The following is a 24,837-nucleotide window of genomic DNA, read 5'->3' on the forward strand; positions in this document are numbered from 1 at the left end:
TCGCCGCCAGCCGTGAGACGCGCTTGTTGACGTCCTCGAAGGGCTGCAGGTAAGGCAGGATGTGCTATGAGATTCTATGCGCTTCTATCCGCTTCTATCCGCATCCAGCATGCGCATAGGAGCCGGCTCCTGCCTCAGGAAGGCTTCAGCAGCACCACCACCGCCCCCGCGCCCCCCTCGTCCCCCCGCGCCTGCACGAACGCGAGCACCTCGTTCTTCTGCACCAGCCAGCTGTGCACGCGCCCCTTGAGCACGGGCGTCTTGCCGGGTGAGCCGAGGCCCTTGCCGTGCACGACGCGCACGCAGCGCAGGCCCTGCTTGTGCGACTCGCGGATGAAGGCGCCGAGCGCGTCGCGGGCCTCTTCGCGGCGCAGGCCGTGCAGGTCGATCTCCGCCTGGATGGTCCACTCGCCACGCCTGAGCTTGCGCGTGACGTCCATGCCGATGCCGGGGCGGCGGAAGCTCAGCGCGTCGTCCACGTCGAGCAGCGTGGCCGCGTCGAACTCGTCGCTGATCGACTCCTGCAGTACGCGCTGCTCGTCGAGCTGGCGCTGCACCGGGATCGGCGCCGGCGGGTCGAGCGACAGGTTCGCGCGGCCATGCGCGCGCAGCGGCTGCACCTGGCCCGCGGCACGCTGGAAGAGGTTCTTCTCCGCATGCGCCTTGCGCTCGGCCTCCTTGCGCCGCGCCTCGGCCTCCTGCCGGTGCTTCTGCTGCTCTTCCAGCTGCGCGCGGACCGACTTCAGGTCCTGCAGCGACTTGAATTTCACAGGTACCCCCGCTCCGCCATCGACGTCGCCTTGCCCTGCGCGACGATCACGTGGTCCGCGACCCGGACATCCACCAGTGCCAGCGCGGACTTGAGCGCCTGCGTGAGCGCCTCGTCCGCGCGCGAGGGCTGCACCGTACCGCTCGGGTGGTTGTGCGCGAGCACCACCGACGCGGCGTGGTGGTGCAGGGCGCGCAGGACGACTTCTCGCGGGTACACGCTGGTGTGGGTCAGCGTGCCGCTGAAGAGTTCCTCCATCGCGATCATCCGGTGCTGCGTGTCGAGGAACACCACCGCGAACACCTCGTGCTGGCGATGGGCCAGGTGCGCCTGCAGGAAATTGCGGATGTCGCCGGGCGAGGCGAACACTTCGCGCTGCTTCAACTGCTGGGCCAGCGCGCGCCGCGCGAGCTCCATCACGGCGACGAGCTCGGCGCGCTTGGCGGTACCGCCCAGGCCATGCACCTGCTTCAGGTCGTCCGCGCGCGCATGCAGCAGGCCGCTCAGGCCGTCGAAGCGCCGGAGCACGTCCTCGGCCATCTGCAGCACGCCGCGCCGGGCCGTGCCGGTGCGCAGCAGCAGTGCGAGCAACTCGGTGTCCGAGAGCGCGGCCGCGCCCCGCGCGAGCAGTTTCTCGCGCGGCTGGGCATCGGCCGGCAGGTCCTTCAGGGGCATGGGGAGGGGCTTTGCGCGGGCTCAACCCGTTGGCGGGCCGGGCTTTTTACAATGGGGCCATCTTATCGGGACTCCCATGCCTTCCACCTTGCCCCGCGTCCAGGCGGGCTCCTTCCTCACGCTGCATTACCGCCTGGCCGGCCCCGGTGGCGACATCATCAACACCTTCCACGAGAAACCCGCCACGCTCACGCTCGGCAGCGGCGAGCTGTCGCCCGCCGTCGAGCAGCGCCTCGTCGGGCTGGAGGAGGGCGAACACGTCACGTTCAACCTGCCCGCGGGCGAGGCGTTCGGCGCACGCAACCCGGAGATGGTGCAGTGGGTCGGGCGCAAGCTGCTGCGCCAGATGGGCGACCCCGACGAGCAGTACGCGGTGGGCGAGGTGGTGCAGTTCACCGCGCCCGACGGCAAGGGCCAGTATGCTGGCGCCGTGCAGAAACTCGCCGAGGACGCCGTGCTGTTCGACTTCAACCATCCACTCGCAGGGCAGCCCGTGACGTTCGAAGTGCACGTCATCGGGGTGTTGTGACGGTGGAAGAAGTCATTCTGGCCGAGCCCCGGGGCTTTTGCGCCGGGGTCGACAGGGCCATCGACATCGTCGAGCGGGCGCTGGCGAAGTTCGGCGCGCCGATCTACGTGCGCCACGAGATCGTGCACAACACCTTCGTGGTCAACGACCTCAAGGCCAAGGGCGCGATCTTCATCGAGGAGCTCTCCGACGTGCCGCCGGGCGCCACGCTCGTGTTCTCCGCGCACGGCGTGAGCAAGGCGGTGCAGGAAGAAGCCGAGCAGCGGGGCTTCCGGATCTTCGACGCCACCTGCCCGCTCGTGAGCAAGGTGCACGTCGAGGTGGCCAAGCTCGCGAAGGAGGGCTACGAGTTCATCATGATCGGCCACAAGGGCCACCCCGAAGTGGAAGGCACGATGGGCCAGCTGGACCATGGCATCCACCTCGTGGAGGACGTGGCAGACGTCGCTCGCGTCTCGCCGCTGCAGACGGAAAAGCTTGCCGTCGTGACGCAGACGACGCTGTCCGTGGACGACGCGGCCGAGATCACCGCGGCCGTGCGCGCGCGCTTCCCGAGCATCCGCGAGCCGAAGCAGCAGGACATCTGTTACGCGACGCAGAACCGGCAGGACGCGGTCAAGCTGATGTCGCGCGAGGTGGACGTGATGATCGTGGTGGGCAGCCCCACCAGCTCCAACAGCAACCGCCTCGCGGAGCTCGCGCGCAAGCTGGGCGTTCCGGCGTACATGGTCGACAGCCCGGCCGAGCTCAAGCCCGAATGGATCGAGGGCAAGTCGCGCGTGGGCCTCACGGCCGGCGCGTCGGCGCCCGAGGTGCTGGTCAAGGAAGTCATCGACCGCATCAAGGCGCAGGGCGCGGTCGCCGTGCGCAAGATGGACGGCATCGTGGAGACGGTGAAGTTTCCGCTGCCGAAAGGGCTTAAGCTGGAGGGGTGAACCCTTCGCTGATTGCCGAAGCTGCTGCGCTGGCTGAACAGCGCGCACCCGATTTCATCCGGCGCACGCCCTTGTGGAAGATGCCTGGCGCGTCGGTCGGTATCGACTGCGCCGAGGTGTGGCTCAAGCTCGAGCACCTGCAGACATCCGGCAGCTTCAAGGCGCGAGGCATGCTCAACCGGCTGCTGGCCAACCCCATTCCTTCCGCGGGCGTGATCGTCGCATCGGGCGGCAACGCCGGCATCGCCACGGCCGCGGCAGCCAAGGCGCTCGGCGTGAAGTGCGAGGTGTTCGTGCCCACGCTGTCCAGCCCGTCCAAGCAGGCCAAGCTGCGCCAGCTGGGCGCGCAGCTCGTCGTCACCGGCGCGGTGTACGCCGAAGCGCTCGAGGCGTGCCTCGCGCGCCAGAAGGAAACCGGCGCGTTGCTCACGCACGCGTACGACCAGCCGGAAGTGGTGGCCGGCGCCGGCACGCTCGCGAAGGAAGTCGAGGAGCAGGGCGGCGGTGCGCCTGACAGCGTGCTCGTGAGCGTCGGCGGCGGCGGGCTCATCGCCGGCGTGGCATCGTGGTTCGAGCAGCGCGCACGCGTGGTCGCCCTCGAGCCCGAACTGGCCCCGACGCTGCATTGCGCGCGCGAAAAGGGCGAGCCCGTCGACGTGCCCGTGAGCGGCATCGCGGCGGATTCGCTGGGTGCGAAGCGCATCGGTTCGATCGCGTGGGAGATCGCATCGCGGCACGTCGCCGAGGCGCTGTTGCTGCCCGACGCCGCCATCCGTGAAGCGCAGCTGTGGCTGTGGAAGCAGATGAAGCTGGCCGTGGAGCCCGCGGCTGCGCTGCCGCTGGCCGCGCTTCACACCGGCGCGTACAAGCCTGCGCGCGACGAGACGGTGTGCCTCATCGTCTGCGGCGCCAACCTCGACCCGGCCACGCTGGCCTGAACGAACGAAGCGGTGGCCGAACCGGCGGGAACCCTCACGCTCGACGAAGCCGCGGCGCGGCGGCTGCTGCTGGTGCAGGCCATCGAAACCGCGGACGTGCACGGGCGCATCCTGCACGGCGCGGAACGCGAGCGCATCGAGGAAGAGGCGTGGCGCGCCGCACCCGAATCGGCGCGCTACCTGCAGGAGCGCGCGCGGCGCGTGCTTGACCTGGTGACACCGCGCGAGTCGCGCATCGCGGCGCTGGAGCAGGCGCATGCCGCCCAGCCGATGCTCACGTGGCTGCTGCCGCTGGCCGGCTTCTGCTTCGGCGCGGCGCTGGACCGCATCGGCAACCCGCAGCACGTGAACATGCTGTCGCCGCCGCTGCTGCTGTTCCTGGCGTGGAACATCGCCGTGTACGTCGCGCTCGCGGCGGCGCCGCTGCTGCATCGCAGCCGCAGCGACCCGCCGCCGACGGCGGGCTTCCTCGGGCGCTGGATCGCGCGCTGGCCGCACGAGGGGCAACGCGTGCGCGGCAGCTTGCGCTCGTCCATCGCCGCGACATTCCGAATGCTCTGGTGGCGCGTGGCGGGCCAGGTGGAGACCTGGCGCTTGCAGCAGGTGCTGCATGCGTCCGCAGCGGCGTGGGCTCTCGGCGTCGCGGTTTCGATCGTCGTCGGCGGCCTCGTGCGCGAGTACCGCGTGGGCTGGGAAAGCACGCTGCTCGACCTGCCGCAGGTTCACGCCTTCCTGCGCGCGCTGTTCGCGCCCGTCGTCGCGTTGCTGCCGCTCGACGGCTTCACGGTCGCGGACCTCGAGCGCATGCACTTCCGCTCGGGCGTGCAGGTGGCGCGCGCGGAGGCGCGGCACTGGGTGGCGCTGTATGTGGGCTTGCTCTTCATCGTGGTGATGCTGCCGCGCGCGGCGCTCGCGTTCTACGCGCGCTGGCGTGCGCGCCGGGCGGCCCATCGGATCGTGGTGGATCTTCGCGACCCGTATTTCGTGACGGTGCTCTCGCGCGTGGGCGTGCGGTGCCTCGCGCAGTTCCTGCTGCAGGCCGCGCGCGATGCCGAGGAAGTGAAGACCGCGCCTTTCTCCGTGCGACGGTTGATCAGCAGCAGCGAACGCGACGCGAACCTGCAGGCGCGCGAGGAGGCCATGGCTGCGTTGCTGCAGCGAGTCGAGCAAGGCCTGGGCGCGACGATGGGCGAAATCGCGCAGCTGCATGGGCGCGAGCCGCCGGCCGCCGCGTCGACGGCGGTCTCGCGCGACTTCATCGTGCACGACCCCGTCGATGCGCCGCAAGCCGGCGTCGCGGGCGCGGCCGCGGGCGTCGCCGCGGGTGCACTTGCGGGTGCGAAGGTCGACCTGCTGAGCGGCGGCCTCACGATGGGCGCCGCGACCTTGCTGGGTGCGTTGATCGGCGGCACCGGCGCGTTGACAGCGGCACGCTGGATGAACCGCACTTCGCCGCAAGGCAAGTCCATGGTCCAGCTCGGCGACGAGATGCTGGCCGCGCTCACGGCCGATGCGTTGCTCGCGTACGCGGGCCTCACGCATGTGCTTCCCGCCACCGCGCGCGAACTCGCGACAACGCTTGTGGCATCCGATCCCGAGCGCTACGCGCCGCTGTGGGCACGCGCACGGCAAGGCGATGGCGACGACGTCGCGGCGGACCTCACGGACCGCTTGCAAGCGGACCTCGCCGAGCTGAAAAGCCGCCTCGAAGCCGCTTCAGCGCCTATACTGTATGGGTGACCAGTAGTTCCGCTCACGCCTTGTGGCCCTTCGTTGCCGGGCCGCCGCTGCCCCTGCCGATGGTGCAGGGCACGGTCCGCGCAGGCTTCCCGTCGCCGGCCGACGACTTCAGCGTCAAGCGCCACGACCTCAACGAGCTGCTCATCACGCACCCCAGCGCCACGTTCTTCTGGCGCGTGCGCGGCACCTCGATGCTCGCCGCCGGCATCGCCGACGGCGACATCCTCGTCGTCAACCGCGCGCTGGTGCCGCACCACGGCGACATCGTGGTGGCGGAGGTGGACAACGACTTCACCGTGAAGTACCTGCACAAGCGCGCCGGGCGCGTGAAGCTGCGTGCGGCGGACCCTACATTCCCCGATATCGTGTTCGAGGACGCGGAGGCGCAGCGGCTCGTGGTCGTGGGTGTCGTGACGTCCACCATCAAGCGCTTCCGTTGAAGCCATGTACGCGCTGCTGGACGGCAACAACTTCTACGTGAGCTGCGAGCGCGTGTTCCGCCCCAGCCTGCGCGGGCGGCCGGTGATCGTGCTCTCCAACAACGACGGCTGCGCGATCGCGCGCAGCAACGAGGCCAAGGCACTGGGCATCGCGATGGCGGAGCCGTGGCCGTACATCAAGCGCAGGCTGCCGGACGCCGGCATCGTCGCGCTCTCGGCCAACTTCACGCTCTACGGCGACATGAGCAACCGCATGATGGCGATCGCGGCGGGGCTCGGGCCTTCGCAGGAGATCTACTCCATCGACGAATGCTTCATCGATGTGACGGGCGTGCCGGGCGATCTCGTCGCGCGCGCCCACAAGGTCCGCGAGCGCATCGCGCACTGGATCGGCGTGCCGTGCGGCATCGGCATTGCGCCGACCAAGACGCTGGCGAAGTTCGCGAACCATGTGGCCAAGGAAGCCGATCGGAAGCCGGGCGCGCCCTACCCGGCGCACCTTGCGCAAGTGTGCAACCTCGCCGCCGTGCCGCAGGACGAACTCGAATCCTTCTTCGAAGCCACCGAAGCTCGCGAGGTGTGGGGCATCGGCCGCCAGATTTCGAAGCAGCTCGAAGCCGAAGGGGTGCGCACGATGCTGGACCTCGTGCGCATGGACCCGGTGGTCGCGCGGCGGCGCTTCAGCGTCGTGGTGGAACGCACCGTGCGCGAGCTGCAGGGCACGCCCTGCATGGCCTTCGAAGACCAGCCCGCGCCGCGCAAGCAGGTGGCGTGCACGCGCGCTTTCGGCGACCCGGTCACCACGCTCGCGCCGCTGGAAGAAGCCGTGAGCGAGTACGCCACGCGCGCGGCCTTCAAGCTGCGCCAGGACGGCAGCGTCGCGGCCGAGGTGCTGGTGTTCGTGCACACCAATCCCTTCCGCACGCACGAGAAGCAGTACGCGCGTTCGGCGACCGTGCCGCTGCGCCGGCCGACGGCGGACACGGCGGCGATCGTGCAATCCGCGTTGCGCGGGTTGCGCGAAATCTTCCGGCCCGGCTTCCGCATCCACAAGGCCGGCGTGATGCTGCTGGACCTGCGCGATGCGCACGTGGAGCAGGGCGAGCTCGACCTGGAGGACGACGCGCCCGACGAGCCGCGCGTGCGCAAGCTCGGCGCCGCCATGGACCGCATCAACGACCGCTTCGGCCGCGGCACGCTGCAGCTCGCGGCGGCCGGCGTCGGCGGCGACGCGCGGTCGTGGACGATGAAGCAGCAATGGCGCACGCCGCAATACACCACCAACTGGGCGCACCTGCCCGTGGCGCACGCGTGAGGCGCAGCGTGTATTCTTCGGCTCCTCATGGCCACCTCGCGCATCTACCTGCGTCACCCCGCGGCGGCGGACCAGCGCGAGTTCCTCGCGCGCGTGCAGGCCAGCCGCAAGCTGCACGGCGCCTGGGTGGCGGCGCCGGACACGCCGGCGAAGTACCGCATGTTCCTGCGGCGCTGCGCGGACCCGGCGAGCTGCACGTGGTTCGTCTGCCGCAAGGACACGAACGAGATCGCCGGGCTCGTCAACGTCTCCAACATCGTGCGCGGCCTGTTCCAGAGCGCCTACCTCGGCTACTACGCGTTCGCGGGCTTCGAGGGGCAGGGGCTGATGAAGGAAGGGCTGCGCGCCGTGGTGCGCGATGCGTTCACGCGCATGAAGCTGCACCGCCTCGAAGCCAACATCCAGCCCGGCAATGCCGCGTCGATCGCGCTCGCGCGCGGCTGCGGCTTCGCGCTGGAAGGCTACTCGCCGCGCTACCTCAAGATAGCCGGGCGCTGGCGCGACCACGAGCGCTGGGCCATCCTCGCGTCCTGACCTGAAGGGAGAACGCCATGCCTGAAACGCCACCCGAGATCTTCACGCTGTACGGCACGCAGGGCTCCGGCTCCGCCGCCGCCGAAGTCGCGCTGCGAGTCTGCGGCGCGCAGTACCTCAAGGTGCATGCGTCGAGCTGGGAGAAGGATTCCGCGGTCGAGGAGCTGTCACGCGTGAACCCGCTCAAGCAGATCCCCACGGTCGTGTTCCCCGACGGCAGCGTGATGTCCGAAAGCGCCGCGATCCTCATCCAGCTGGGGCTGCTGTATCCCGACACGGGCCTGCTGCCGAACGACGCTGCGGCGCGTGCGCGCGTGCTGCGAGGGCTGGTGTTCATCGCCGCCAACTGCTACAGCGCGATCAGCATCGGCGACTACCCCGAGCGCTGGACCACGGATACAGCGCAAACCGCGCTGGATGCCATCCGCGCCGGCACGCGCCAGCAGCTGTATCGCCACTGGGAAATCTTCGCGGACCTCTTCGACGGCAACGGCGAATACCTCGGCGGCGAGTTCGCCGGTGCGCTGGACTACCTCGCGGCGGTGGTCACGCGCTGGTCCGGCACGCGGCAGCACCTGCAGCAGCACCGGCCGGCGTTCTTCGCCACGCTGCAACGCATCGAGGCGCTGCCCACCGTCGCTGCGGTGTTCGCGGAACACTGGCCGAAGAAGGCCTGAGGAGATGACGATGAAGCTGCTGGCCCCGCTCCTGGTCGCGGCGCTGCTTGCGGGCTGCGCAAGTGCACCGCCGCCCACGCCGGTGCCGCTGCCGGCGGCGCAGCGCCTCGCGCAGGCGACGGAAGAAGTGCGCGCCACCGAGATCGCCTTCGCGCGCACGATGGCCGTGCGCGACCACGCCGCGTTCACGAGCTACCTTGCGGAAGAGACCATCTTCTTCAGCCCGCAGGCGACGCGCGGCAAGAAGGCCGTGGCCGATGCATGGGCGCGCTTCTACCAGCGCCCGGAAGCACCTTTCTCGTGGGAGCCCGACGACGTGCAGGTGCTGGACTCCGGCAACCTCGCGCTGTCCACGGGCCCGGTGTACGACCCGAAGGGCACGCTCATCGGCCGCTTCATGTCGATCTGGCGGCAGGAAGCGCCGGGCGTGTGGAAGATCATCTTCGACAAGGGGTGCCAATGTCCGCTGAAGTGAGCGCGTTTCCGGCCGAAGGCGGCTGCGATTGCCGCCATGTGCGCTACCGGATGATGACGCGGCCGCTCTACGTGCACTGCTGCCACTGCCGCTGGTGCCAGCGCGAGACGGGCGCGTCGTTCGCGCTCAACGCGATGATCGAGGCCGACCGCGTGCAGCTGCTCTCGGGCGAGGTGGAACTGGTCGACACGCCCTCCGACAGCGGCAAGGGCCAGAAGATCGCGCGCTGCCCGCGCTGCCGCATCGCGGTGTGGAGCCACTACTCGGGCGCGGGGCCGTCGGTGAACTTCATGCGCGTGGGCACGCTCGACAACCCCGACCTGCTGCCGCCGGACATCCACATCTACACGTCCACGAAGCAGCCGTGGGTGGTGCTGCCGGAAGGCGCGAACGCGGTGCCCGAGTTCTACGAATTGAACGAACATTGGCCGAAAGAGAGCCTCGAGCGCCGCGAAATCTTGAAGGCGAAGCAGCGAAAGCAATAATCGCGGCATGGAGACCAAGTGGCTCGAGGACTTCGTGAGCCTCGCCGAAACGCGCAGCTTCAGCCGGTCCGCGCAGCTGCGGCACGTGACGCAGCCGGCCTTCTCGCGCCGCATCCAGGCGCTGGAGGCGTGGGCCGGCACGGACCTCGTGGACCGCAGCTCTTACCCCACGCGCCTCACGCCCGCGGGCGAGACGCTCTACGCGCAGTCGCTGGAGATGCTGCAGGCGCTGCAGAGCACGCGCGCGATGCTGCGCGGGCATGCAGCCGCGGGCAAGGACGTGATCGAGTTCGCCGTGCCGCACACGCTGGCCTTCACGTTCTTCCCGGCGTGGGTGTCGAGCCTGCGCGAGAAGTTCGGGCCGATCAAGAGCCGGCTCATCGCGCTGAACGTGCATGACGCCGCGATGCGCCTGGTCGAAGGCGGCTGCGACGTGCTCATCGCCTACCACCACCCCTCGCAGCCGCTGCAGCTGGACAGCGACCGCTACGAGATGGTCGCCCTCGGCGAGGAATCGCTCGCGCCCTACTGCAAGGGCGATTCGCATGGCGAGCCCATCTTCCGGCTGCCGGGCCGCGCGGGGCATCCGTTGCCGTACCTGGGCTACGCGCCGGGGGCCTACCTCGGGCGCGTCACGGAGTTGATCCTCAAGGAAGCCGGTACCGCCATCCACCTCGACCGCGTCTACGAAACCGACATGGCCGAAGGCCTGAAGGTGATGGCGCTCGAAGGGCACGGCATCGCCTTCCTGCCGTACTCCGCGGTGAAGAAGGAGCTGCGCACGAAGCGCCTCGTGCCTGCGGGCGGCGAGAACCTGTCGATGACGATGGAGGTTCGCGCTTATAGGGAGAAACCCTTGGGCAAGGAGTCGCCCAAAGGGACGGTGCAGGCACTCTGGTCCTACCTGGCCAGCCACAGTAGCGCCAGCCGATACTCATAAATTTTTTGCATAATCGGCCGCGCAAACGGCATTGGCGTGCGGGGCGCGCCAAATCTACAGTTCGCGCCCATTGCAAGCACATGGCCCAACCCGTGACCTACCGCGTCGAACACGACTTCCTCGGCGACAAGCAGATCCCCGCCGCTGCCTACTGGGGCGTGCACACGGCCAGGGCCGTGGAGAACTTCCCGATCTCCGGCACGCCGGTCTCGGCAATGCCCGAGCTGATCCGCGCGTTCGGTTTCGTGAAGAAGGCGGCCGCCACGGCGAACCTGCAGCTCGGCGTGCTGGAACAGCGCAAGGCGGATGCGATCTCGCGCGCCTGCGAGCAGCTGGTGGAGGGCCGCTGCCACGACCAGTTCGTGGTGGACGTGATCCAGGGCGGCGCCGGCACCTCGACCAACATGAACGCCAACGAGGTGATCGCGAACCTCGCGCTCGAAGTGCTCGGCCACGAGAAAGGCCGCTACGACGTCCTGCACCCGAACGACGACGTCAATGCCTCGCAGAGCACGAACGACGTCTACCCGACCGCGGTGCGGCTGGCGCTGTGGATGGGCATCGACCGCCTGCTCGCCGCGATGGCGCAATTGCGCGGCGGCTTCGCGGCGAAGGCCGAGGAGTTCCGCAACGTGCTGAAGATCGGCCGCACGCAGTTGCAGGACGCGGTGCCGATGACGCTCGGCCAGGAGTTCAGCACCTACGCGGTGATGATCGAGGAGGACGAGGCGCGGCTGCGCGAAGCGCGCGCGCTGATCCAGGAAGTGAACCTCGGCGCCACCGCCATCGGCACCGGCATCAACGCGCCCCATGGTTACGCGGAGCTCGCGTGCAAGCTGCTGGCCGGGCAGAGCGGCATCCCCGTGGTGAAGGCGCACAACCTTGTCGAGGCGACGCAGGACACGGGTGCCTTCGTGCAGCTGTCCGGCGTGCTCAAGCGCGTGGCGACCAAGCTGTCCAAGACCTGCAACGACCTGCGCCTGCTCTCCAGTGGCCCGCAGGCGGGCTTCGGCGACATCAGGCTGCCGCCGCGGCAGGCCGGCTCGTCGATCATGCCCGGCAAGGTGAACCCGGTGATCCCCGAGGTGATGAACCAGGTGGCTTTCGAAGTGATCGGCAACGACGTCACGGTGACGATGGCGTCGGAGGCGGGCCAGCTGCAGCTCAATGCCTTCGAGCCGATCATGGGCTGGAGCCTCTTCAAGAGCATCAACCACCTCACCAATGCCTGCATCACGCTCAACGAGAACTGCGTCAAGGGCATCGAGGCCAACCACGAGCTGCTGGCGCGCCGCGTGCGCGAGTCCATCACCCTCGTGACGGCGCTCAACCCGATCATCGGTTACGAAAAGGCCGCGCTCATCGCGAAAACCGCCATCGCCACCGGCCGCCCCGTCGACGAGGTGGCGCAGGGCCTGGGCATCATGACGCGCGAGCAGGTGGAGGCGCTGCTCGTGCCCGAGAAACTGACGCAGCCCGTGCGTTTGCAGGAGTAGGGAAGGCACCGGGCACAAACCCTGCTTTCCCCGGACTGCCGAGTCCCTAGAATCCCGCTGTCAACACCCCCGCTTCAAAACAGGAGATACGCATGAAGAAGCATCTGCTCGCCGCCGCCCTCGTGGCCTGCGCCGCCGGCGCGTTCGCGCAAGCCAACGACACCATCGCCAAGGTCAAGGCCTCGGGCCAGGTCACCATGGGCGTGCGCGAGTCCTCGGGCGCGCTGTCCTACACGCTGGGCGACGGCAAGTACGCCGGCTTCCACTACGAAGTGTGCTCGCGCATCATCGCCGACCTGCAGAAGGCCGCCGGCAAGACGCTGAAGGTGAACTACCAGCCCGTCACGTCGCAGAACCGCATCCCGCTGGTGCAGAACGGCACCGTGGACATCGAGTGCGGCTCCACCACCAACAACACGGCCCGCCAGAAGGACGTCGCCTTCCTGAACACCACGTTCGTCGAGGAAGTGCGCGTCGCGGTGAAGGCCAACTCGGGCATCAACTCCGTCAACGGCCTCAACGGCAAGACGGTCGCCACCACCACCGGGACCACGTCCGTGCAGCACCTGCGCAAGCACGAGCGCGCCAATGGCGTCGACTTCAAGGAGGTGTTCGGCAAGGACCACGCCGACAGCTTCCTGCTGCTGGAGACGGGCCGCGCCGACGCGTTCGTGATGGACGGCCAGATCGTTGCCGGCGCCATCGCCAACGCCAAGAACCCCGCCGACTTCAAGATCTGCTGCGAAGTGCTGTCGGTCGAGCCGATCGCCATCATGATCCGCAAGGACGACCCCGCGTTCAAGAAGCTGGGCAACGACACCATCGCCGCGATGGTCAAGAGCGGCGACATGCAGAAGATCTACGACAAGTGGTTCATGCAGCCGATCCCGCCGAAGAACGTGAAGGTGGGCCTGGCCGCGTCGGACAGCACCAAGGCTGCCTGGCAGAACCTGAACGACAAGCCGATGGAAGACTACGCGAAGAAGTAAGCGAGAAAGCGCAAGAGTCTTCGGGGCCGCGAGAATACGTAGAAAGAGGAGAGAAAAATGGCTTGGGACTGGCAGGTCTTCTGCAAGGAGACCACGACGGGTGAAGTCGTCTCAGGCTGCCTCGCGGGCTTTTCCAAGGGCGGCGACCAGACCTACCTGAACTGGATCATTTCAGCGTGGGGCTGGACGCTGCTCGTCGCGCTGTCGTCGCTGGTCGTTGCGCTGGTCGCAGGGCTTGTCATCGGCACGCTGCGCACACTACCCAACAGCCCCTGGCTGGTGCGCTTTGCCAACGGGTGGGTGGAGCTGTTCCGCAACATCCCCCTGCTGGTGCAGATCTTCCTCTGGTATTTCGTCATCCCCGGCATCTTCCCCGCGATGAAGGAAGTGCCTTCCACGGTGCTCGTGGTGCTGGCGCTGGGCCTGTTCACCTCGGCGCGCGTGGCCGAGCAGGTGCGCGCCGGCATCCAGGCGCTGCCGCGCGGCCAGCGCTACGCGGGCATGGCCCTGGGCTTCTCGACACCGCAGGTCTACAAGTACGTGCTGCTGCCGATGGCGCTGCGCATCGTCATCCCGCCGCTGACCAGCGAGTCGATGAACATCATCAAGAATTCCTCGGTGGCTTTCGCGGTGTCGATCGCGGAGCTCACCTTCTTCGCGCGGCAGTCGGGCGAGGAGACGTCCGCCCCGGTGGAGATGTACCTGGCCGTGACGCTGCTTTACGCGCTGTCGGCCTTCGTCATCAACCGCATCATGCGCGTGATCGAGCGCAAGACGCAGGTGCCCGGCTTCGTCGCGGCAGGCGGCATGGGCGGGGGGCACTGACATGCTGGGCAACCTCGACCTTTCCTTCTTCAGCTGGGACGTCCTCGGGCCGTTCGTCACGAAGGGCTTCATCTTCTCGATCTGGCTGACCATCGTCGCCACCATCGGCGGCATCGTCTTCGGCACGGTGCTCGCGCTGATGCGCCTGTCGGGCAAGCCGTTCCTCGAGATCCCGTCGGCGGCCTACGTCAACACGATGCGCTCCATCCCGCTGGTGATGGTGCTGCTGTGGTTCTTCCTGCTGATCCCGTTCGCCATCGGCCGGCCGATCGGCGCGGAAATGTCGGCGATCATCACCTTCATCGCCTTCGAGGCGGCGTACTTCTCCGAGATCGTGCGCGCCGGCATCCAGTCCATCCCCAAGGGGCAGGTGAACGCGGGCTTCGCGCTGGGCATGAGCTACGGGCAGAACATGAAACTCGTGATCCTGCCGCAGGCGTTCCGCAACATGCTGCCGGTGTTCCTGACGCAGACCATCATCCTGTTCCAGGACACGTCGCTCGTGTACGCCATCGGCGCGTACGACATGCTCAAGGGCTTCGAGACGGCGGGCAAGAACCTCGGCCGCCCGGTCGAGGCCTACCTGCTCGCCGCCATCCTGTATTTCGTGATGTGCCTCGGCCTGTCGTGGATCGTGCGGCGCATCCAGCTCAAGGTCCAGATCATCCGATAAAGAGAACCAGCCATGGCCATGATCGAAATCAAGAACGTCTCCAAGTGGTACGGCCCCGTGCAGGTGCTGCACGACTGCTCGGTGCAGATCAACAAGGGTGACGTGGTGGTGGTCTGCGGGCCGTCCGGCTCGGGCAAGTCCACGCTGATCAAGACCGTCAACGGGCTGGAGCCCTTCCAGAAGGGCGACATCTCGGTGGACGGCATCAGCCTCACCGACCCCAAGACCGACCTGCCCAAGCTGCGCAGCCGCGTGGGCATGGTGTTCCAGCACTTCGAGCTGTTCCCGCACCTGTCCGTCACCGAGAACCTCACCATCGCGCAGGTGAAGGTGCTCGGCCGCTCGCTCGACGAGGCGAAGACCCGCGGCCTCAAGATGCTCGACCGCGTGGGCCTGATGGCGCACAAGGACAAGTTCCCCGGCCAGCTCTCCGGCGGCCAGCAGCAGCGCGTGGCCATCGCCCGTGCGCTGTCGATGGACCCCATCGTCATGCTGTTCGACGAGCCCACGTCCGCGCTCGACCCCGAGATGGTCGGCGAGGTGCTGGACGTGATGGTCAACCTGGCCAAGGAAGGCATGACCATGATGGTGGTCACGCACGAGATGGGCTTCGCCCGCAAGGTCGCCAACCGCGTGATCTTCATCGACGTGGGCGGGCACATCCTGGAGGACTGCAGCAAGGAGGAGTTCTTCGGCGACCCGGATGCGCGGCAGCCGCGCACCAAGGACTTCCTCAGCAAGATACTGGCGCACTGAGTACGCCCTGCGGTCTGGGACAATCCGTCCCATGCCGCAAGAAATCACGATCACCCGCCCCGACGACTGGCACCTGCATGTGCGGGACGGGGCACCCATGCGCGACGTCGTGCCGCATTCGGCCGCGCAGTTCGGCCGTGCGCTGATCATGCCGAACCTGAAGCCACCGGTGACGACGGCGCAGCAGGCCACGGCGTACCGCGACCGCATCCTCGCGGCGGTGCCCTCGAGCCGCCGCTTCGAGCCGCTGATGTCGCTGTACCTCACGGACAACCTCGCGCCCGAGGAGATCGTGCGTGCGAAGGCGGCCGGGGTCGTGGCGTGCAAGCTCTATCCGGCTGGCGCGACCACGAACAGCGACGCGGGCGTGACCGACATCCGCAAGACGTACAAGACGCTTGAGGCGATGCAGAAGGCCGGCATGCTGCTGCTGCTGCATGGCGAGGTGACGGACCCGGCGGTGGACCTGTTCGACCGCGAGGCGGTGTTCATCGACCAGAAGCTCATCCCGTTGCGCCGCGACTTCCCCGAGCTGAAGATCGTGATGGAGCACCTCACCACGAAAGAGGGGGCGCATTACGTGCGCGACGCGGACCGCTTCCTTGGCGCCACGATCACCGCGCACCACCTGCTCTACAACCGCAACGCCATCTTCACCGGCGGCATCCGCCCCCACTACTACTGCCTGCCGGTGCTCAAGCGCGAAGTGCATCGGCTCGCGCTCGTCGAAGCCGCCACGAGCGGCAGCCCGCGCTTCTTCCTCGGCACCGACAGCGCCCCGCACCCGGCGCACCTGAAGGAGCATGCGCTGGGCTGCGCCGGCTGCTACACGGCGCACGCCGCGATCGAGATGTATGCCGAGGCGTTCGACAACGCGAGTGCCCTCGACAAGCTCGAAGCCTTCGCCAGCTTCAACGGCCCGGACTTCTACGGCTTGCCGCGCAACACGGACACGATCACGTTGCGCAAGGAGGCGTGGACCGCTCCCGAGACGGTGCCGTTCGGCGAAGCCGAGCTCAAGCCGCTGCGCGGGGGCGAGCAGCTGCCGTGGCGCCTGGTGCCCTGACCGTCGATTGGTCGCAGCCCTGGTATGCGCCCTGGCGCAACGCCGGGCCGCGCATCGAGCGTGCCGCGTCGCTGCTGGACGCCCTGAACGCCGAAGGCGCGCCGGTCGACTTCGTCCCACCGGCCGAATTGCCCGACGGCACGCCCTACGAAACCTTCATCTTCGAAACCGGCCGCTGCCCCACGCGCGACAACCTGCACGACCTCTTCAACGCGCTCGTGTGGTCGAAGTTCCCGCATGCCAAGCGTGCGCTCAACCGCTTGCAAGCCAGCGAGATCGAACGCAGCGGCATCGGCGCGCGCCGCGGCCCGGTGCGCGATGCGATCACGGTGTTCGACGAGAACGGCGCGCTTCTGGCCGCCCCGCAGGCCCTCTGGGACGCGCTCCTCGCGCGCGACTGGCGTCGCCTCTTCGTCGACCTGCGGCCGCTGTGGCAGCAGGCCCAGCTCACGATCTTCGGCCACGCCCTGCTGGAGAAGCTCACCACCCCGCGCAAGGACATGACGGCGCATGTCTGGTGCGCGCCCGCGCCGCTGGCTTTCGTCGACGAGTGGCTGGCCGGCGAAATCAGCGCCGAACGCCTGGCCGCCAAGCCGTTCACCCCGCTGCCGGTGCTGGGCGTCCCCGGGTGGTCGGAGCAGAACGCGAACTTTTCCTTCTATGATGACTCTCTCGTATTTCGCCCGGCACGCCAGAACGAGGGACACAACAGAGGCGACCGGCGGGCCCCGCGGGGGTCTTGATTTGGCTGCACGGCAGCCTCATCTTCCGCGCGGGGTGAACAACGACCATCCTTCGGAGCCTGAATGAAACGCATCGTCCTCTTTGTCCTGACCAACCTCGCCGTCGTGGTGGTGCTGGGCATCGTGTCCAGCCTGCTCGGCGTCAACCGCTACCTCACGGCCAACGGCCTGAACCTCGGCATGCTGCTCGGGTTCGCCGCGGTCATGGGCTTCGGCGGCGCCATCATCTCGCTGCTCATTTCCAAGCCGGTCGCGAAGTGGAGCGCCGGCGTGCAGGTCATCGACGGCACCGGCAGCGCCGACGAAGCCTGGATCGTCGAGACCGTCCGCCGCTTCGCCGACAAGGCCGGCATCGGCATGCCCGAAGTCGGCATCTTCGAGGGCGAGCCCAATGCCTTCGCCACCGGCGCGTTCAAGAACAGCGCGCTGGTCGCGGTGTCCACGGGCCTGCTGCAGGGCATGACGCGCGACGAGGTCGAGGCCGTCATCGGCCACGAGGTCGCGCACATCGCCAACGGCGACATGGTCACCATGACGCTGATCCAGGGCGTGATGAACACGTTCGTGGTGTTCCTCTCGCGCGTCATCGGATACCTGGTGGACAGCTGGCTGTCCAAGGGCGAGGAGCGCCGCGGCCCCGGCATCGGCTACATGGTCACCACCATCGTGCTGGACATCCTGCTGGGCTTCCTGGCCGCGATCATCGTGGCGTGGTTCTCCCGCCAGCGCGAGTTCCGCGCGGACAAGGGCTCCAGCCAGCTGATGGGCCGCAAGCAGCCGATGATCAACGCGCTCGCCCGCCTGGGCGGCATGGTGCCCGGCGAGCTGCCCAAGAACATGGCCGCTTTCGGCATCACGTCCGGTGTCGGCAAGCTGTTCTCGACGCACCCGCCGATCGAGGAGCGCATCGCGGCGCTGCAAACGGCGCAGCAGTAACGAGAAAGCCGCCTTCGGGCGGCTTTTTTCTGTCCGGCAGCTAGAGCCAAGGGTTCACGAATGGCACCTTCATCGCGCCGAAGGGTGCCGTGTCGCGTGTCACGACGGTCATACCGGCAACAAGCGCCGTGGCGGCAATCAGCGAGTCGCGATACGACTGCGGGTCTGCCGCGTGCAGCCGCGCACACTCCAGTGCGACTTCGCTGTTGATGTCGAGGGTGCGGTGGTGGAAGGCCGGCATCACCTGGCCGGAGAGCCAGTTGCGCAGGACCTGGCCTTGCTTCGGGTCCTTCTTTTCCTTCAGCAGCACACCGTGCTCGAGTTCCAGAAGCGTGACGACCGAAATGTAGAAGCTGGTCGTCGCATGTGCAGCCGCCCAGGAGGATACGTTGGCGTTCGCCTTCGCGCCCTTGCGCAGTTCGGAGACGACGTTCGTATCGAGGACGAACATCAGCGCAGCTTCGCAGGCCGAAAGTCGAGATCGGCCTTGGGCGCCTCGAATTCGATTCCGCCCGCTGCGGGATCGGCCAGCAGCTCCACAAGGCTCCTTTGGGATCCGGCGAGTTGTTCGTAGTCTTCGATCGACAGGAGGACGTGCGCCGGCCGGCCCCGGTCCGTGATGAAGACGGGGCCCTTCGCAGCCGCCCGCTTGGCGCTGCTGGTGTCCTGGTTGAATTCGCGGCTGGAAATCATGCGCATGACGCCATTGTAGCTACGTTTCTACAACGGCGGAATCAAAGGCGATGGACAATAGCCTCGTGAAGCCCGCCAGGCCGTCGCTGGTGCGAAAGCACTGGAGGAACGTCCGGACTGCACAGGGCAGCGTAGGAGGTAACGCCTCTCCACCGCGAGGTGAGGATCAGAGCAACAGAGACGAGTCTCGCGGCGCAAGCCGCGGGGGTGAAACGGGCAATCTCTACGCGCAGCAATACCAAATAGGCCAGCGTCGATGTGGCTCCGCGGAGCTGGCGGGTAGGTAGCACCGAGCCGGGTGGGCGACCCCCGGCCCAGATGAATGGCGGTCACGTCCGGGAAACCGGGCGCACAGAATCCGGCGTATCGGCGGGCTTCACATTTTTTCCGCGTCGGCGACCCACAGGCTCACCGACGCAGCCTTCACGCGATATTTGTCGAAACGGCCGCGCTCGCGGACGAAAGCGCGCTCGTCGAGCGTGCATGAGAAGCGAGCCGCTTCACCCACGCGAACGTTGTTCCACAGCAATGAGAACATCCGCGCCTCGTGCCATGAGCGCGCAGGCGCCGAAAGCACGACGGCGAGCAGCGCGCCTGCCAATGGGACGGCGATGGCCTGCCAGCCGGTCGCGCCTTCGGGCATGGCGGCCGTGCCGAAGATCGCGTAGCGCAGGCCAAGCACCACCGGAAACACGCTCACCGCGAACGCCAGTGCACTCGTCGCCCAGATCGCGAGGTAGCGCCCGAAGAGCGCATCCCATTCGATCGAGTGAGGACCCGCCACCGTGCGCGTGACGAGCAGGCGGCGATAGTTGAACGACAGGCGCACCAGCAGGGGCAGGGCGGCGGCGACCAGCACCACGAGGGCGGCCACGAGACCCGGTGGGAAGTGCAACTCCCCGCCCTGCGAGCTTTCCGCGACCCGAGGTGCGATGACAGCCCACGGCATGCCGATGGCGAAGAGCGGCCAGCTCGCGCGATACACCTCCGCCCAGCCCGCTACGAACCGCAATTGCACGCCCCGCCAGCGCAACCCGTCCACGCGCCGCGCCGCCGTCGTGCGCCAGAGATAGGGCAGCAGGACGAGCCCGGTGACGATCACCACCGGCAAGGGCGGCCCGAACCCAATGTCGGTGGCGATGCGAAGCGCAATGAACAGCACCACGATCACGACCACCGGCCAGCGCGACTTCGCCACCGGAAGCACTTCGATCGGCGTGCCATGGAGTTGCGTGTGCCGCAGGAACCAGTCCCCAGCCCGCCGCTTTGCGATCGGCGTGTAGAAGCCGGTGAACAGCAGGTTCAGCAGCAGGTCGCGCCTCGCGAGGCGGCGCCACTCGTCGCGGTCCCCGGTGAACGTGACCGGCAGCTGCCGCATCGGGCGGGAAGCTCAGCGTGCGAGCTGCAGCGACTCGATGCGCTGCACGTGCGCGAGCAGCGAGCGCTTGGCCATCGGCCACATGCGCGGCGGCACGTCGTCGTAGGCGATCTCCACCCACTCCTCCAGCGTGCCCTTGGGCTTGGCGCGCATCGCGGCAACCACTTTCGATTCCCGATTCAGCCGGTGGCCCTTGAGATGCGCGATCGCCTGCTTCGCGAAGCCGAGCACGTGCCCGTGCGCGGGCAGGATGTACTCGATGCCGTGCTCGTCGCAGGCCGCGGTGAGCGCATCGAGCGAGTCGAGGTAGTCGGTCATGTCGCCGTCCGGCGGGTCGACCACGGTCGTGCTGCCGTTGAGCACGTGGTCGCCGGAAAACAGCAGCCCGTCTTCCACCAGCACCAGGCACAGGTGGTTGGCCGCATGCCCGGGTGTGTGGATGACCTTGAGCGTGTGCGTCACGTCGCCCGCCTGCAGCTGAAGCTTCTCGTGGTGCGCGAGCGGGCGGTCCGGCGTGAACTCGCTGGCGGGCCGCGCGGTGGGCAGCGACGCCAGCCCGAGGATCGGCGGCTTCTTCTCGCACATGGCCTGCAGCGGCCGCGCGCCGGGCGAATGGTCCGGGTGCGAATGCGTGCACACGATCATGCGGATGTCGCCATGGGTGGCGTACCAGATGCGTTCGAGGTGCTCCGCATCGTCCGGGCCGGGGTCGATCGCGATGTAGCCCGTGGCCGGGTCACCCACGATGTAGCTGTTGGTGCCGGGGCCGGTCATCACGCCGGGGTTGCCCGCGGTCAGCCGCATCACGTTCTTGAGCAAACGCACCGGCTGGTCGTGGCGCCAGTCGAGGTGGTGCACCAGCTGGCCGTCGGGCGAGGTGAGCGCGAGTTCGCCGTACGCCATCTCGTGTTCCATGTAGCGTTGCTCGGCGCCGTTGACGAAGCCCGCGCGCGGGCAGCTCGTCCACAGCGGCTGCTCCGTGGCGCACGCGGCCAGCACCTGGTCCACCGTCTCGAATTTGCGCAGGCGCTCGAGCGTGCGGATGGTCGGGAAGATCATGAAGAACTGCCCGGCCTCGTGGCGCTGCAGTGCATCCGCCGGGCGCACCCACACCGGCTCGAACTGCTCGGCTTCGTCGGCCACGGGCTGCTGCCCGGGCGGCATGCGCGCGACGAGGAAGGGCACGTCGAAGCGGCGCGGCAGGTCGCGGTCGGTGATCCAGTGCGCGAGCACGAACACCTGGTCGGCGGCGAGCTTGAGCCCGTGCTCGATGCATTGCGCGACGAAGGGTTTCCTGCGGTCGAAAGCGGCAAGGTCGGCGGGCGACAGCGGCGTGCCGTCGGCATGGCGCGCAAGCAGCACGCCGAGCTCCTCGAAGCTCTCGCGGATGGCGGCGACGGCCTGCGTCAGGCGCAGGTCGTCCTGCGTGGGCCGCCGCATCGCGTGCCCGTGCACCTGCGCATCGGCGGCGTCGATCGCGCCGCCGGGGAAGACATAGGCACCCGGTGCGAAGCTCGCGGTGGGCGAGCGGCGCGTCATCAGCACCTCGACCCCCTGCGCGCCGTCGCGCAGCAGCAGCACGGTGGCCGCGGGCCGGGGGACAGCGGGCTCGCGCTGGGGGTGCAGGAGTTGGGTGGCTCGGACCATGCGCCGATTACATCACGGGGAATTCGGCGCGCCGCATAATCGCCGCACACACCGAGGAGCCGCAGTGTCCAAGCTTCTGAAAGCCCTTGCCGCCGTCACCGTTTCGTTCGCAGCCGCGGCCGCCTTCGCGCAGGCCGACTGGCCGAAGCAACCCATCACCTTCATCATGACCTTCCCGGCCGGCTCGGGCGTCGACGTCGTCGCGCGCACGATCCAGGAGCCGCTGGGCAAGGTGCTCGGCCAGCCGGTGGTCATCGACTACAAGGTCGGCGCCGCCGGCAACGTGGCCAGCGAGTACGTCTCCCGGGCCAAGCCGGACGGCTACACCGTCGTGTTCGGCACGGCCGCCACGCACGGCAGCAATGCCGCCCTGTACAAGAAGCTGCCGTTCGATGTGGAGGCCGACTTCGTGCCGGTGACGCCGATCCTCGACGTCTCCAACGTGCTCACCATCAACCCGGACGTGATGAACGTGAAGACGCTCAAGGAGTTCGTCGACGAGGTGCGCGCGCACCCGGGCAAGTACAACTACGCGTCCACCGGCAACGGCACGGGCACGCACATGGCCTTTGCCGAGCTGAATTCCAAGCTCGGGCTGAACATGGTGCACGTGCCCTACAAGGGGGGGCCCGAGGCGATGCAGGCCATCCTCAAGGGCGAGACCTGCTGCATCATGAACCAGGTGCAGACGGTGCTGACGCAGTACAAGGCCGGCAAGGTGCGCCTGCTGGGTGTCACCACGGCGAAGCGCGTCGCGGCGGTGCAGGAGGTGCCGACGATCGCCGAGAGCGGCATCCCCGGGACGCAGGGCTTCGACAGCTCGACCTGGTTCGCGCTGTTCGCCCCGAAGGGCACCGATCCCGCCGTGGTCGCCAAGCTCAACGGCGCGGTGCGGCAGGTGCTGCAGATGCCCGAGGTGCGCAGCAAGCTGGAGAGCGCCGGCAACACGATCCGCCTGGAGACGCCCGAGCAGTTCAAGGCGACGGTGCATGCCAACCGCCAGAAGTGGGCCGAGGTCGTGCGGCAGGCCAACATCACCATCGAGTGAACCTCACCGCTGCGCCGGCGGCACGTACCACTTCGTCGGCAGCAACTCCGGCTCTTCGAGCGCCTGCAGGCGCGCCCAGTGCGCGTCCGCGTCCTGCACGAACAGGTCGCGTGCAATGGCCTCGGCCAGCCGCCGCGCGCCGATCTGCAGGCCGGGGATGTCGCCCGCCAGCGCGCCGTGGCTCATGGTGCTGCCCCAGTTGAACAGGTGCATGCGCGAGAGTGGGGCTGCGTGTGCCGCATCGGTGGAACGCAGTTCGAAGCCGGACCCGAGGTAAGGGAAGCGCGCGGCTTCCGCATTCTTCCGCGCATGCTCCGGCGGGACGTGATTGGCCCACACGTCGATGTGCGGCAGGTAGCGCGCGATCTCGGGACGGTCCAGCAGGTCCACGTCGAAACCCGTGCCGAAGATGATGGTGTCGAAGCGCTCCGTTGCCTTCGACGTCGTGACGGTGACGCCTTGCGCGTCGGCGTTCACGTCGACCCAAGGCTCGGCGAGACGCAACTCGAAGGTCGAATGCGCATCGCAGCGCCGCACCGTCTCCCACGGCGGCGGCACCTGCTCGTCGAAGATATAGGTGTAGAAGCGCCACTTGCGCATGTCGTCGAGTGCTTCGTAGCCGCGGAAGAAGCCGGCGAACGAGGTCCACTTGCTCTTGTTCACCTGCGGCAGGATCGGCCTGCGGGCGAAGAGCGACACGCGGGCGCCGGCTTCCAGCGCGCATGCGGCATTGTCGAACGCGGATGCGCCCGCGCCGAGCACGCCGACTCGCTTGCCTTTCAACGCATCGAAGTCGATCGCGTCCGCGGAGTGGAACACGCGGCCGCGCGACGCCGTGCGGTCGAGCGAAGGAAACCCGGGCCAGCGCGGCGCGCCGCTGCCGTCGCGCCCCAGTGCCAGCACGAGCTTGCGCGTCCACACGACCTCTTCACCGCGCGGCGTGCGCAGCGCGACGCGCAGCAAGTCGCCGGAATCGTCCACGGAAACCAGTGACGTATCGTTCTCCACGCGCAGCCCCACCGTGTCCCGCACCCACAGCAGGTAGTCGCGCCAGTCGATGCGGCCGACCTTGTGCAGCGCCTCCCAACCCGCTGCCCCGTGCTGCGCCTCGTACCACGCGCGGAAGGTGAGGGAAGGCACGCCGAGGTCCGGCCCGGTGAGGTGCTTGGGGCTGCGCAGCGTCACCATGCGCGCATAGGTACCCCACGGGCCTTCCTCGCCGCGTGCGGCACGGTCGATCACGCGGATGTTGGTGATGCCTTCACGCAGCAGGCCGTAGCCGGCAGTCTGGCCGCACATGCCGGCGCCGGCGACCAGTGCATCGAGCACGGGCGCGCCGTGGGGCGCCTCGGTGGGCGGCACCCAGTTCCCAACGGGATAGTTCAGGCGAGCGAGGTCGGCCCGCGCGGTTTCGGCCAGGCGGGCCAGCGCCGCCTCGTCACGAGGGCTGGCCAGCGACTGCGGCGGTACGGGGGGAAGTGACAACATAATCCGTGGATGACGATACAACTCGACTGCTTCTACAGCCTGTCGTCGCCTTGGGCGTATTTTGCCGGGCCGCGGCTGCAGGACATCGTGCGCCGCCACCACGCGAAGCTGGTCCTCAAGCCGTACGACTTCCAGGCGGTGGTCGTGCAGACCGGTGGCGTGCCCATCCGCACGCGGCCCGAACCGCGCCGCACCTATCACGACGAGGAACTCGCGCGCTTTTCCGAATACCTCGGCATGCCGATCGTGCTGCAGCCGAAACATTACCCGCGCTACACCGTCAGCGACCCCAACTGGAACAAGTACGCGGGCTGGATGGTGATCGCGGCGCAGGCCCAGGGGCTCGACGCGCTGCCGCTCTCGCACGCGCTGCTGCGCGCGCTGTGGGCGGAGGAGCGCGACACCTCGCAGGCCGAAGTGCGCATCGCGATCGCCAACGAGAACGGCTACGACGGCAAGGCACTGCACGCGCTGGAGCAGGCGCCGCAGACGCTGGCGCAGTACCAGGCCTTCAGCGAGGAGGCCGTGAAGAAGGGCGTGTTCGGCGCCCCGACCTTCGTGCTGGAAGGTGTGCGCTATTGGGGACAGGACCGCCTCGAATTCGTCGACCGCGCACTCGACAAGCTGCGCGCGCGCGGATAATCGCT

At 68.1% G+C, this 24,837-nt stretch carries 28 protein-coding genes and 1 other RNA gene; 22 read left to right on the forward strand and 7 right to left on the reverse strand.

All coding sequences use genetic code 11. The annotated features are described in order from the left end of the window. Positions 1-134: 134 nt before the first annotated feature. Both H8R02_RS13350 and radC read right to left on the reverse strand, forming a co-directional pair. On the reverse strand, positions 135-770 hold the full coding sequence (locus tag H8R02_RS13350) for a Smr/MutS family protein (RefSeq protein WP_187081920.1): 636 nt from the start codon (positions 768-770) through the stop codon (positions 135-137). After that, positions 767-1,444 (reverse strand): RadC family protein, encoded by a 678-nt coding sequence (gene radC, locus H8R02_RS13355; RefSeq protein ID WP_187081921.1) that lies wholly within the window; start codon positions 1,442-1,444, stop codon positions 767-769. Before radC ends, H8R02_RS13350 begins: the two co-directional genes overlap by 4 nt. Before the next feature lie 76 nt (positions 1,445-1,520). Between radC and H8R02_RS13360 the strand changes: the two genes are divergently transcribed. From H8R02_RS13360 to htpX, 19 genes are all read left to right on the forward strand, one after another. Next, positions 1,521-1,973, forward strand: a complete 453-nt coding sequence (locus H8R02_RS13360; protein ID WP_187081922.1) for an FKBP-type peptidyl-prolyl cis-trans isomerase — start codon at positions 1,521-1,523, stop codon at positions 1,971-1,973. Beyond that, a complete protein-coding gene (ispH, locus tag H8R02_RS13365) occupies positions 1,970-2,908 on the forward strand; it encodes a 4-hydroxy-3-methylbut-2-enyl diphosphate reductase (protein WP_187081923.1) in 939 nt (312 codons plus the stop codon). The genes H8R02_RS13360 and ispH overlap by 4 nt, the downstream gene beginning before the upstream one ends. Positions 2,909-2,916: 8 nt before the next feature. Then, a complete protein-coding gene (locus tag H8R02_RS13370) occupies positions 2,917-3,846 on the forward strand; it encodes a threonine/serine dehydratase (RefSeq protein ID WP_222622483.1) in 930 nt (309 codons plus the stop codon). A 12-nt stretch (positions 3,847-3,858) separates the two neighbouring features. After that, positions 3,859-5,586, forward strand: coding sequence for a DUF3482 domain-containing protein (locus H8R02_RS13375; RefSeq protein ID WP_187081925.1), 1,728 nt, complete (start codon positions 3,859-3,861; stop codon positions 5,584-5,586). Positions 5,587-5,645: 59 nt separating this feature from the next. After that, positions 5,646-6,026, forward strand: a complete 381-nt coding sequence (locus H8R02_RS13380) for a LexA family protein (protein ID WP_187082056.1) — start codon at positions 5,646-5,648, stop codon at positions 6,024-6,026. Between the two features lie 4 nt (positions 6,027-6,030). After that, complete coding sequence (locus H8R02_RS13385; RefSeq protein ID WP_187081926.1) at positions 6,031-7,341, forward strand: Y-family DNA polymerase; 1,311 nt, start codon at positions 6,031-6,033, stop codon at positions 7,339-7,341. Positions 7,342-7,368: 27 nt separating this feature from the next. Beyond that, positions 7,369-7,875: a GNAT family N-acetyltransferase gene (locus H8R02_RS13390; RefSeq protein ID WP_187081927.1), complete on the forward strand. Its 507-nt coding sequence runs from the start codon at positions 7,369-7,371 to the stop codon at positions 7,873-7,875. 17 nt (positions 7,876-7,892) lie between these two features. Next, positions 7,893-8,552 carry a glutathione S-transferase gene (locus tag H8R02_RS13395; protein WP_222622460.1) on the forward strand — a complete coding sequence of 220 codons (660 nt, stop codon included), beginning with the start codon at positions 7,893-7,895 and terminating at the stop codon, positions 8,550-8,552. A 10-nt stretch (positions 8,553-8,562) separates the two neighbouring features. Further along, positions 8,563-9,027 (forward strand): YybH family protein, encoded by a 465-nt coding sequence (locus tag H8R02_RS13400; RefSeq protein WP_187081928.1) that lies wholly within the window; start codon positions 8,563-8,565, stop codon positions 9,025-9,027. Beyond that, on the forward strand, positions 9,012-9,512 hold the full coding sequence (locus H8R02_RS13405; protein WP_187081929.1) for a GFA family protein: 501 nt from the start codon (positions 9,012-9,014) through the stop codon (positions 9,510-9,512). The genes H8R02_RS13400 and H8R02_RS13405 overlap by 16 nt, the downstream gene beginning before the upstream one ends. A gap of 7 nt (positions 9,513-9,519) precedes the next feature. Then, on the forward strand, positions 9,520-10,452 hold the full coding sequence (locus tag H8R02_RS13410; protein ID WP_187081930.1) for a LysR substrate-binding domain-containing protein: 933 nt from the start codon (positions 9,520-9,522) through the stop codon (positions 10,450-10,452). An 80-nt stretch (positions 10,453-10,532) separates the two neighbouring features. After that, a complete protein-coding gene (aspA, locus tag H8R02_RS13415) occupies positions 10,533-11,948 on the forward strand; it encodes an aspartate ammonia-lyase (RefSeq protein WP_187081931.1) in 1,416 nt (471 codons plus the stop codon). A gap of 92 nt (positions 11,949-12,040) precedes the next feature. Beyond that, positions 12,041-12,937 (forward strand): amino acid ABC transporter substrate-binding protein, encoded by an 897-nt coding sequence (locus tag H8R02_RS13420; protein WP_187081932.1) that lies wholly within the window; start codon positions 12,041-12,043, stop codon positions 12,935-12,937. Positions 12,938-12,994: 57 nt separating this feature from the next. Then, positions 12,995-13,762, forward strand: coding sequence for an amino acid ABC transporter permease (locus H8R02_RS13425; RefSeq protein WP_187081933.1), 768 nt, complete (start codon positions 12,995-12,997; stop codon positions 13,760-13,762). A 1-nt stretch (position 13,763) separates the two neighbouring features. Then, positions 13,764-14,435 (forward strand): amino acid ABC transporter permease, encoded by a 672-nt coding sequence (locus tag H8R02_RS13430; RefSeq protein WP_187081934.1) that lies wholly within the window; start codon positions 13,764-13,766, stop codon positions 14,433-14,435. Positions 14,436-14,453: 18 nt separating this feature from the next. Further along, a complete protein-coding gene (locus H8R02_RS13435) occupies positions 14,454-15,191 on the forward strand; it encodes an amino acid ABC transporter ATP-binding protein (protein ID WP_187082058.1) in 738 nt (245 codons plus the stop codon). A gap of 31 nt (positions 15,192-15,222) precedes the next feature. After that, positions 15,223-16,257 carry a dihydroorotase gene (pyrC, locus tag H8R02_RS13440; protein WP_187081935.1) on the forward strand — a complete coding sequence of 345 codons (1,035 nt, stop codon included), beginning with the start codon at positions 15,223-15,225 and terminating at the stop codon, positions 16,255-16,257. Beyond that, on the forward strand, positions 16,239-17,000 hold the full coding sequence (locus tag H8R02_RS13445) for a DUF3025 domain-containing protein (protein WP_354004916.1): 762 nt from the start codon (positions 16,239-16,241) through the stop codon (positions 16,998-17,000). The genes pyrC and H8R02_RS13445 overlap by 19 nt, the downstream gene beginning before the upstream one ends. Positions 17,001-17,063: 63 nt before the next feature. Continuing rightward, positions 17,064-17,936: a protease HtpX gene (gene htpX / locus H8R02_RS13450; RefSeq protein ID WP_187081936.1), complete on the forward strand. Its 873-nt coding sequence runs from the start codon at positions 17,064-17,066 to the stop codon at positions 17,934-17,936. A 40-nt stretch (positions 17,937-17,976) separates the two neighbouring features. Here htpX and H8R02_RS13455 read toward each other — a convergent pair whose 3' ends face one another. Continuing rightward, entirely contained in the window at positions 17,977-18,390 is a 414-nt protein-coding gene (locus H8R02_RS13455; RefSeq protein ID WP_187082060.1) for a type II toxin-antitoxin system VapC family toxin, read from the reverse strand. Next, positions 18,387-18,635, reverse strand: a complete 249-nt coding sequence (locus tag H8R02_RS13460; RefSeq protein ID WP_187081937.1) for a type II toxin-antitoxin system Phd/YefM family antitoxin — start codon at positions 18,633-18,635, stop codon at positions 18,387-18,389. The genes H8R02_RS13455 and H8R02_RS13460 overlap by 4 nt, the downstream gene beginning before the upstream one ends. A 61-nt stretch (positions 18,636-18,696) precedes the next feature. Between H8R02_RS13460 and rnpB the strand changes: the two genes are divergently transcribed. Continuing rightward, an RNA gene (rnpB, locus tag H8R02_RS13465) (RNase P RNA component class A) lies at positions 18,697-19,011 on the forward strand. Here rnpB and H8R02_RS13470 read toward each other — a convergent pair. Then, positions 19,006-20,007, reverse strand: coding sequence for a DUF898 family protein (locus H8R02_RS13470; RefSeq protein ID WP_187081938.1), 1,002 nt, complete (start codon positions 20,005-20,007; stop codon positions 19,006-19,008). The genes rnpB and H8R02_RS13470 overlap by 6 nt on opposite strands. Before the next feature lie 12 nt (positions 20,008-20,019). After that, positions 20,020-21,654, reverse strand: a complete 1,635-nt coding sequence (locus H8R02_RS13475) for an MBL fold metallo-hydrolase (RefSeq protein ID WP_187081939.1) — start codon at positions 21,652-21,654, stop codon at positions 20,020-20,022. Positions 21,655-21,718: 64 nt separating this feature from the next. Here H8R02_RS13475 and H8R02_RS13480 point away from each other — a divergent pair, with 64 nt between their 5' ends. Then, positions 21,719-22,702, forward strand: a complete 984-nt coding sequence (locus H8R02_RS13480; protein WP_354004917.1) for a Bug family tripartite tricarboxylate transporter substrate binding protein — start codon at positions 21,719-21,721, stop codon at positions 22,700-22,702. Between the two features lie 3 nt (positions 22,703-22,705). Here the strand turns inward: H8R02_RS13480 and H8R02_RS13485 are convergent, their stop codons facing one another. Further along, positions 22,706-24,190, reverse strand: coding sequence for an NAD(P)-binding domain-containing protein (locus H8R02_RS13485; protein ID WP_187081941.1), 1,485 nt, complete (start codon positions 24,188-24,190; stop codon positions 22,706-22,708). 9 nt (positions 24,191-24,199) lie between these two features. Here H8R02_RS13485 and H8R02_RS13490 point away from each other — a divergent pair, with 9 nt between their 5' ends. Beyond that, the gene (locus H8R02_RS13490) at positions 24,200-24,832 is read left to right on the forward strand and encodes a 2-hydroxychromene-2-carboxylate isomerase (RefSeq protein ID WP_187081942.1); all 633 of its coding nucleotides are present in this window, start codon (positions 24,200-24,202) and stop codon (positions 24,830-24,832) included. The last annotated feature ends 5 nt before the right edge of the window (positions 24,833-24,837 follow it).

It is taken from the genome of Ramlibacter albus, from assembly GCF_014297445.1.
Lineage (GTDB): Bacteria > Pseudomonadota > Gammaproteobacteria > Burkholderiales > Burkholderiaceae_C > Ramlibacter > Ramlibacter albus.

Coding starts and splice junctions, on each gene's coding strand:
- radC (WP_187081921.1), bottom strand. CDS start 1,444: ATGCCCCTGAAGGACCTGCCGGCCGATGCCCAGCCGCGCGAGAAACTG.
- H8R02_RS13360 (WP_187081922.1), top strand. CDS start 1,521: ATGCCTTCCACCTTGCCCCGCGTCCAGGCGGGCTCCTTCCTCACGCTG.
- H8R02_RS13380 (WP_187082056.1), top strand. CDS start 5,646: ATGGTGCAGGGCACGGTCCGCGCAGGCTTCCCGTCGCCGGCCGACGAC.
- H8R02_RS13385 (WP_187081926.1), top strand. CDS start 6,031: ATGTACGCGCTGCTGGACGGCAACAACTTCTACGTGAGCTGCGAGCGC.
- H8R02_RS13390 (WP_187081927.1), top strand. CDS start 7,369: ATGGCCACCTCGCGCATCTACCTGCGTCACCCCGCGGCGGCGGACCAG.
- H8R02_RS13395 (WP_222622460.1), top strand. CDS start 7,893: ATGCCTGAAACGCCACCCGAGATCTTCACGCTGTACGGCACGCAGGGC.
- H8R02_RS13400 (WP_187081928.1), top strand. CDS start 8,563: ATGAAGCTGCTGGCCCCGCTCCTGGTCGCGGCGCTGCTTGCGGGCTGC.
- H8R02_RS13405 (WP_187081929.1), top strand. CDS start 9,012: ATGTCCGCTGAAGTGAGCGCGTTTCCGGCCGAAGGCGGCTGCGATTGC.
- H8R02_RS13410 (WP_187081930.1), top strand. CDS start 9,520: ATGGAGACCAAGTGGCTCGAGGACTTCGTGAGCCTCGCCGAAACGCGC.
- aspA (WP_187081931.1), top strand. CDS start 10,533: ATGGCCCAACCCGTGACCTACCGCGTCGAACACGACTTCCTCGGCGAC.
- H8R02_RS13420 (WP_187081932.1), top strand. CDS start 12,041: ATGAAGAAGCATCTGCTCGCCGCCGCCCTCGTGGCCTGCGCCGCCGGC.
- H8R02_RS13425 (WP_187081933.1), top strand. CDS start 12,995: ATGGCTTGGGACTGGCAGGTCTTCTGCAAGGAGACCACGACGGGTGAA.
- H8R02_RS13430 (WP_187081934.1), top strand. CDS start 13,764: ATGCTGGGCAACCTCGACCTTTCCTTCTTCAGCTGGGACGTCCTCGGG.
- H8R02_RS13435 (WP_187082058.1), top strand. CDS start 14,454: ATGATCGAAATCAAGAACGTCTCCAAGTGGTACGGCCCCGTGCAGGTG.
- pyrC (WP_187081935.1), top strand. CDS start 15,223: ATGCCGCAAGAAATCACGATCACCCGCCCCGACGACTGGCACCTGCAT.
- htpX (WP_187081936.1), top strand. CDS start 17,064: ATGAAACGCATCGTCCTCTTTGTCCTGACCAACCTCGCCGTCGTGGTG.
- H8R02_RS13460 (WP_187081937.1), bottom strand. CDS start 18,635: ATGCGCATGATTTCCAGCCGCGAATTCAACCAGGACACCAGCAGCGCC.
- H8R02_RS13470 (WP_187081938.1), bottom strand. CDS start 20,007: ATGCGGCAGCTGCCGGTCACGTTCACCGGGGACCGCGACGAGTGGCGC.
- H8R02_RS13475 (WP_187081939.1), bottom strand. CDS start 21,654: ATGGTCCGAGCCACCCAACTCCTGCACCCCCAGCGCGAGCCCGCTGTC.
- H8R02_RS13485 (WP_187081941.1), bottom strand. CDS start 24,190: ATGTTGTCACTTCCCCCCGTACCGCCGCAGTCGCTGGCCAGCCCTCGT.
- H8R02_RS13490 (WP_187081942.1), top strand. CDS start 24,200: ATGACGATACAACTCGACTGCTTCTACAGCCTGTCGTCGCCTTGGGCG.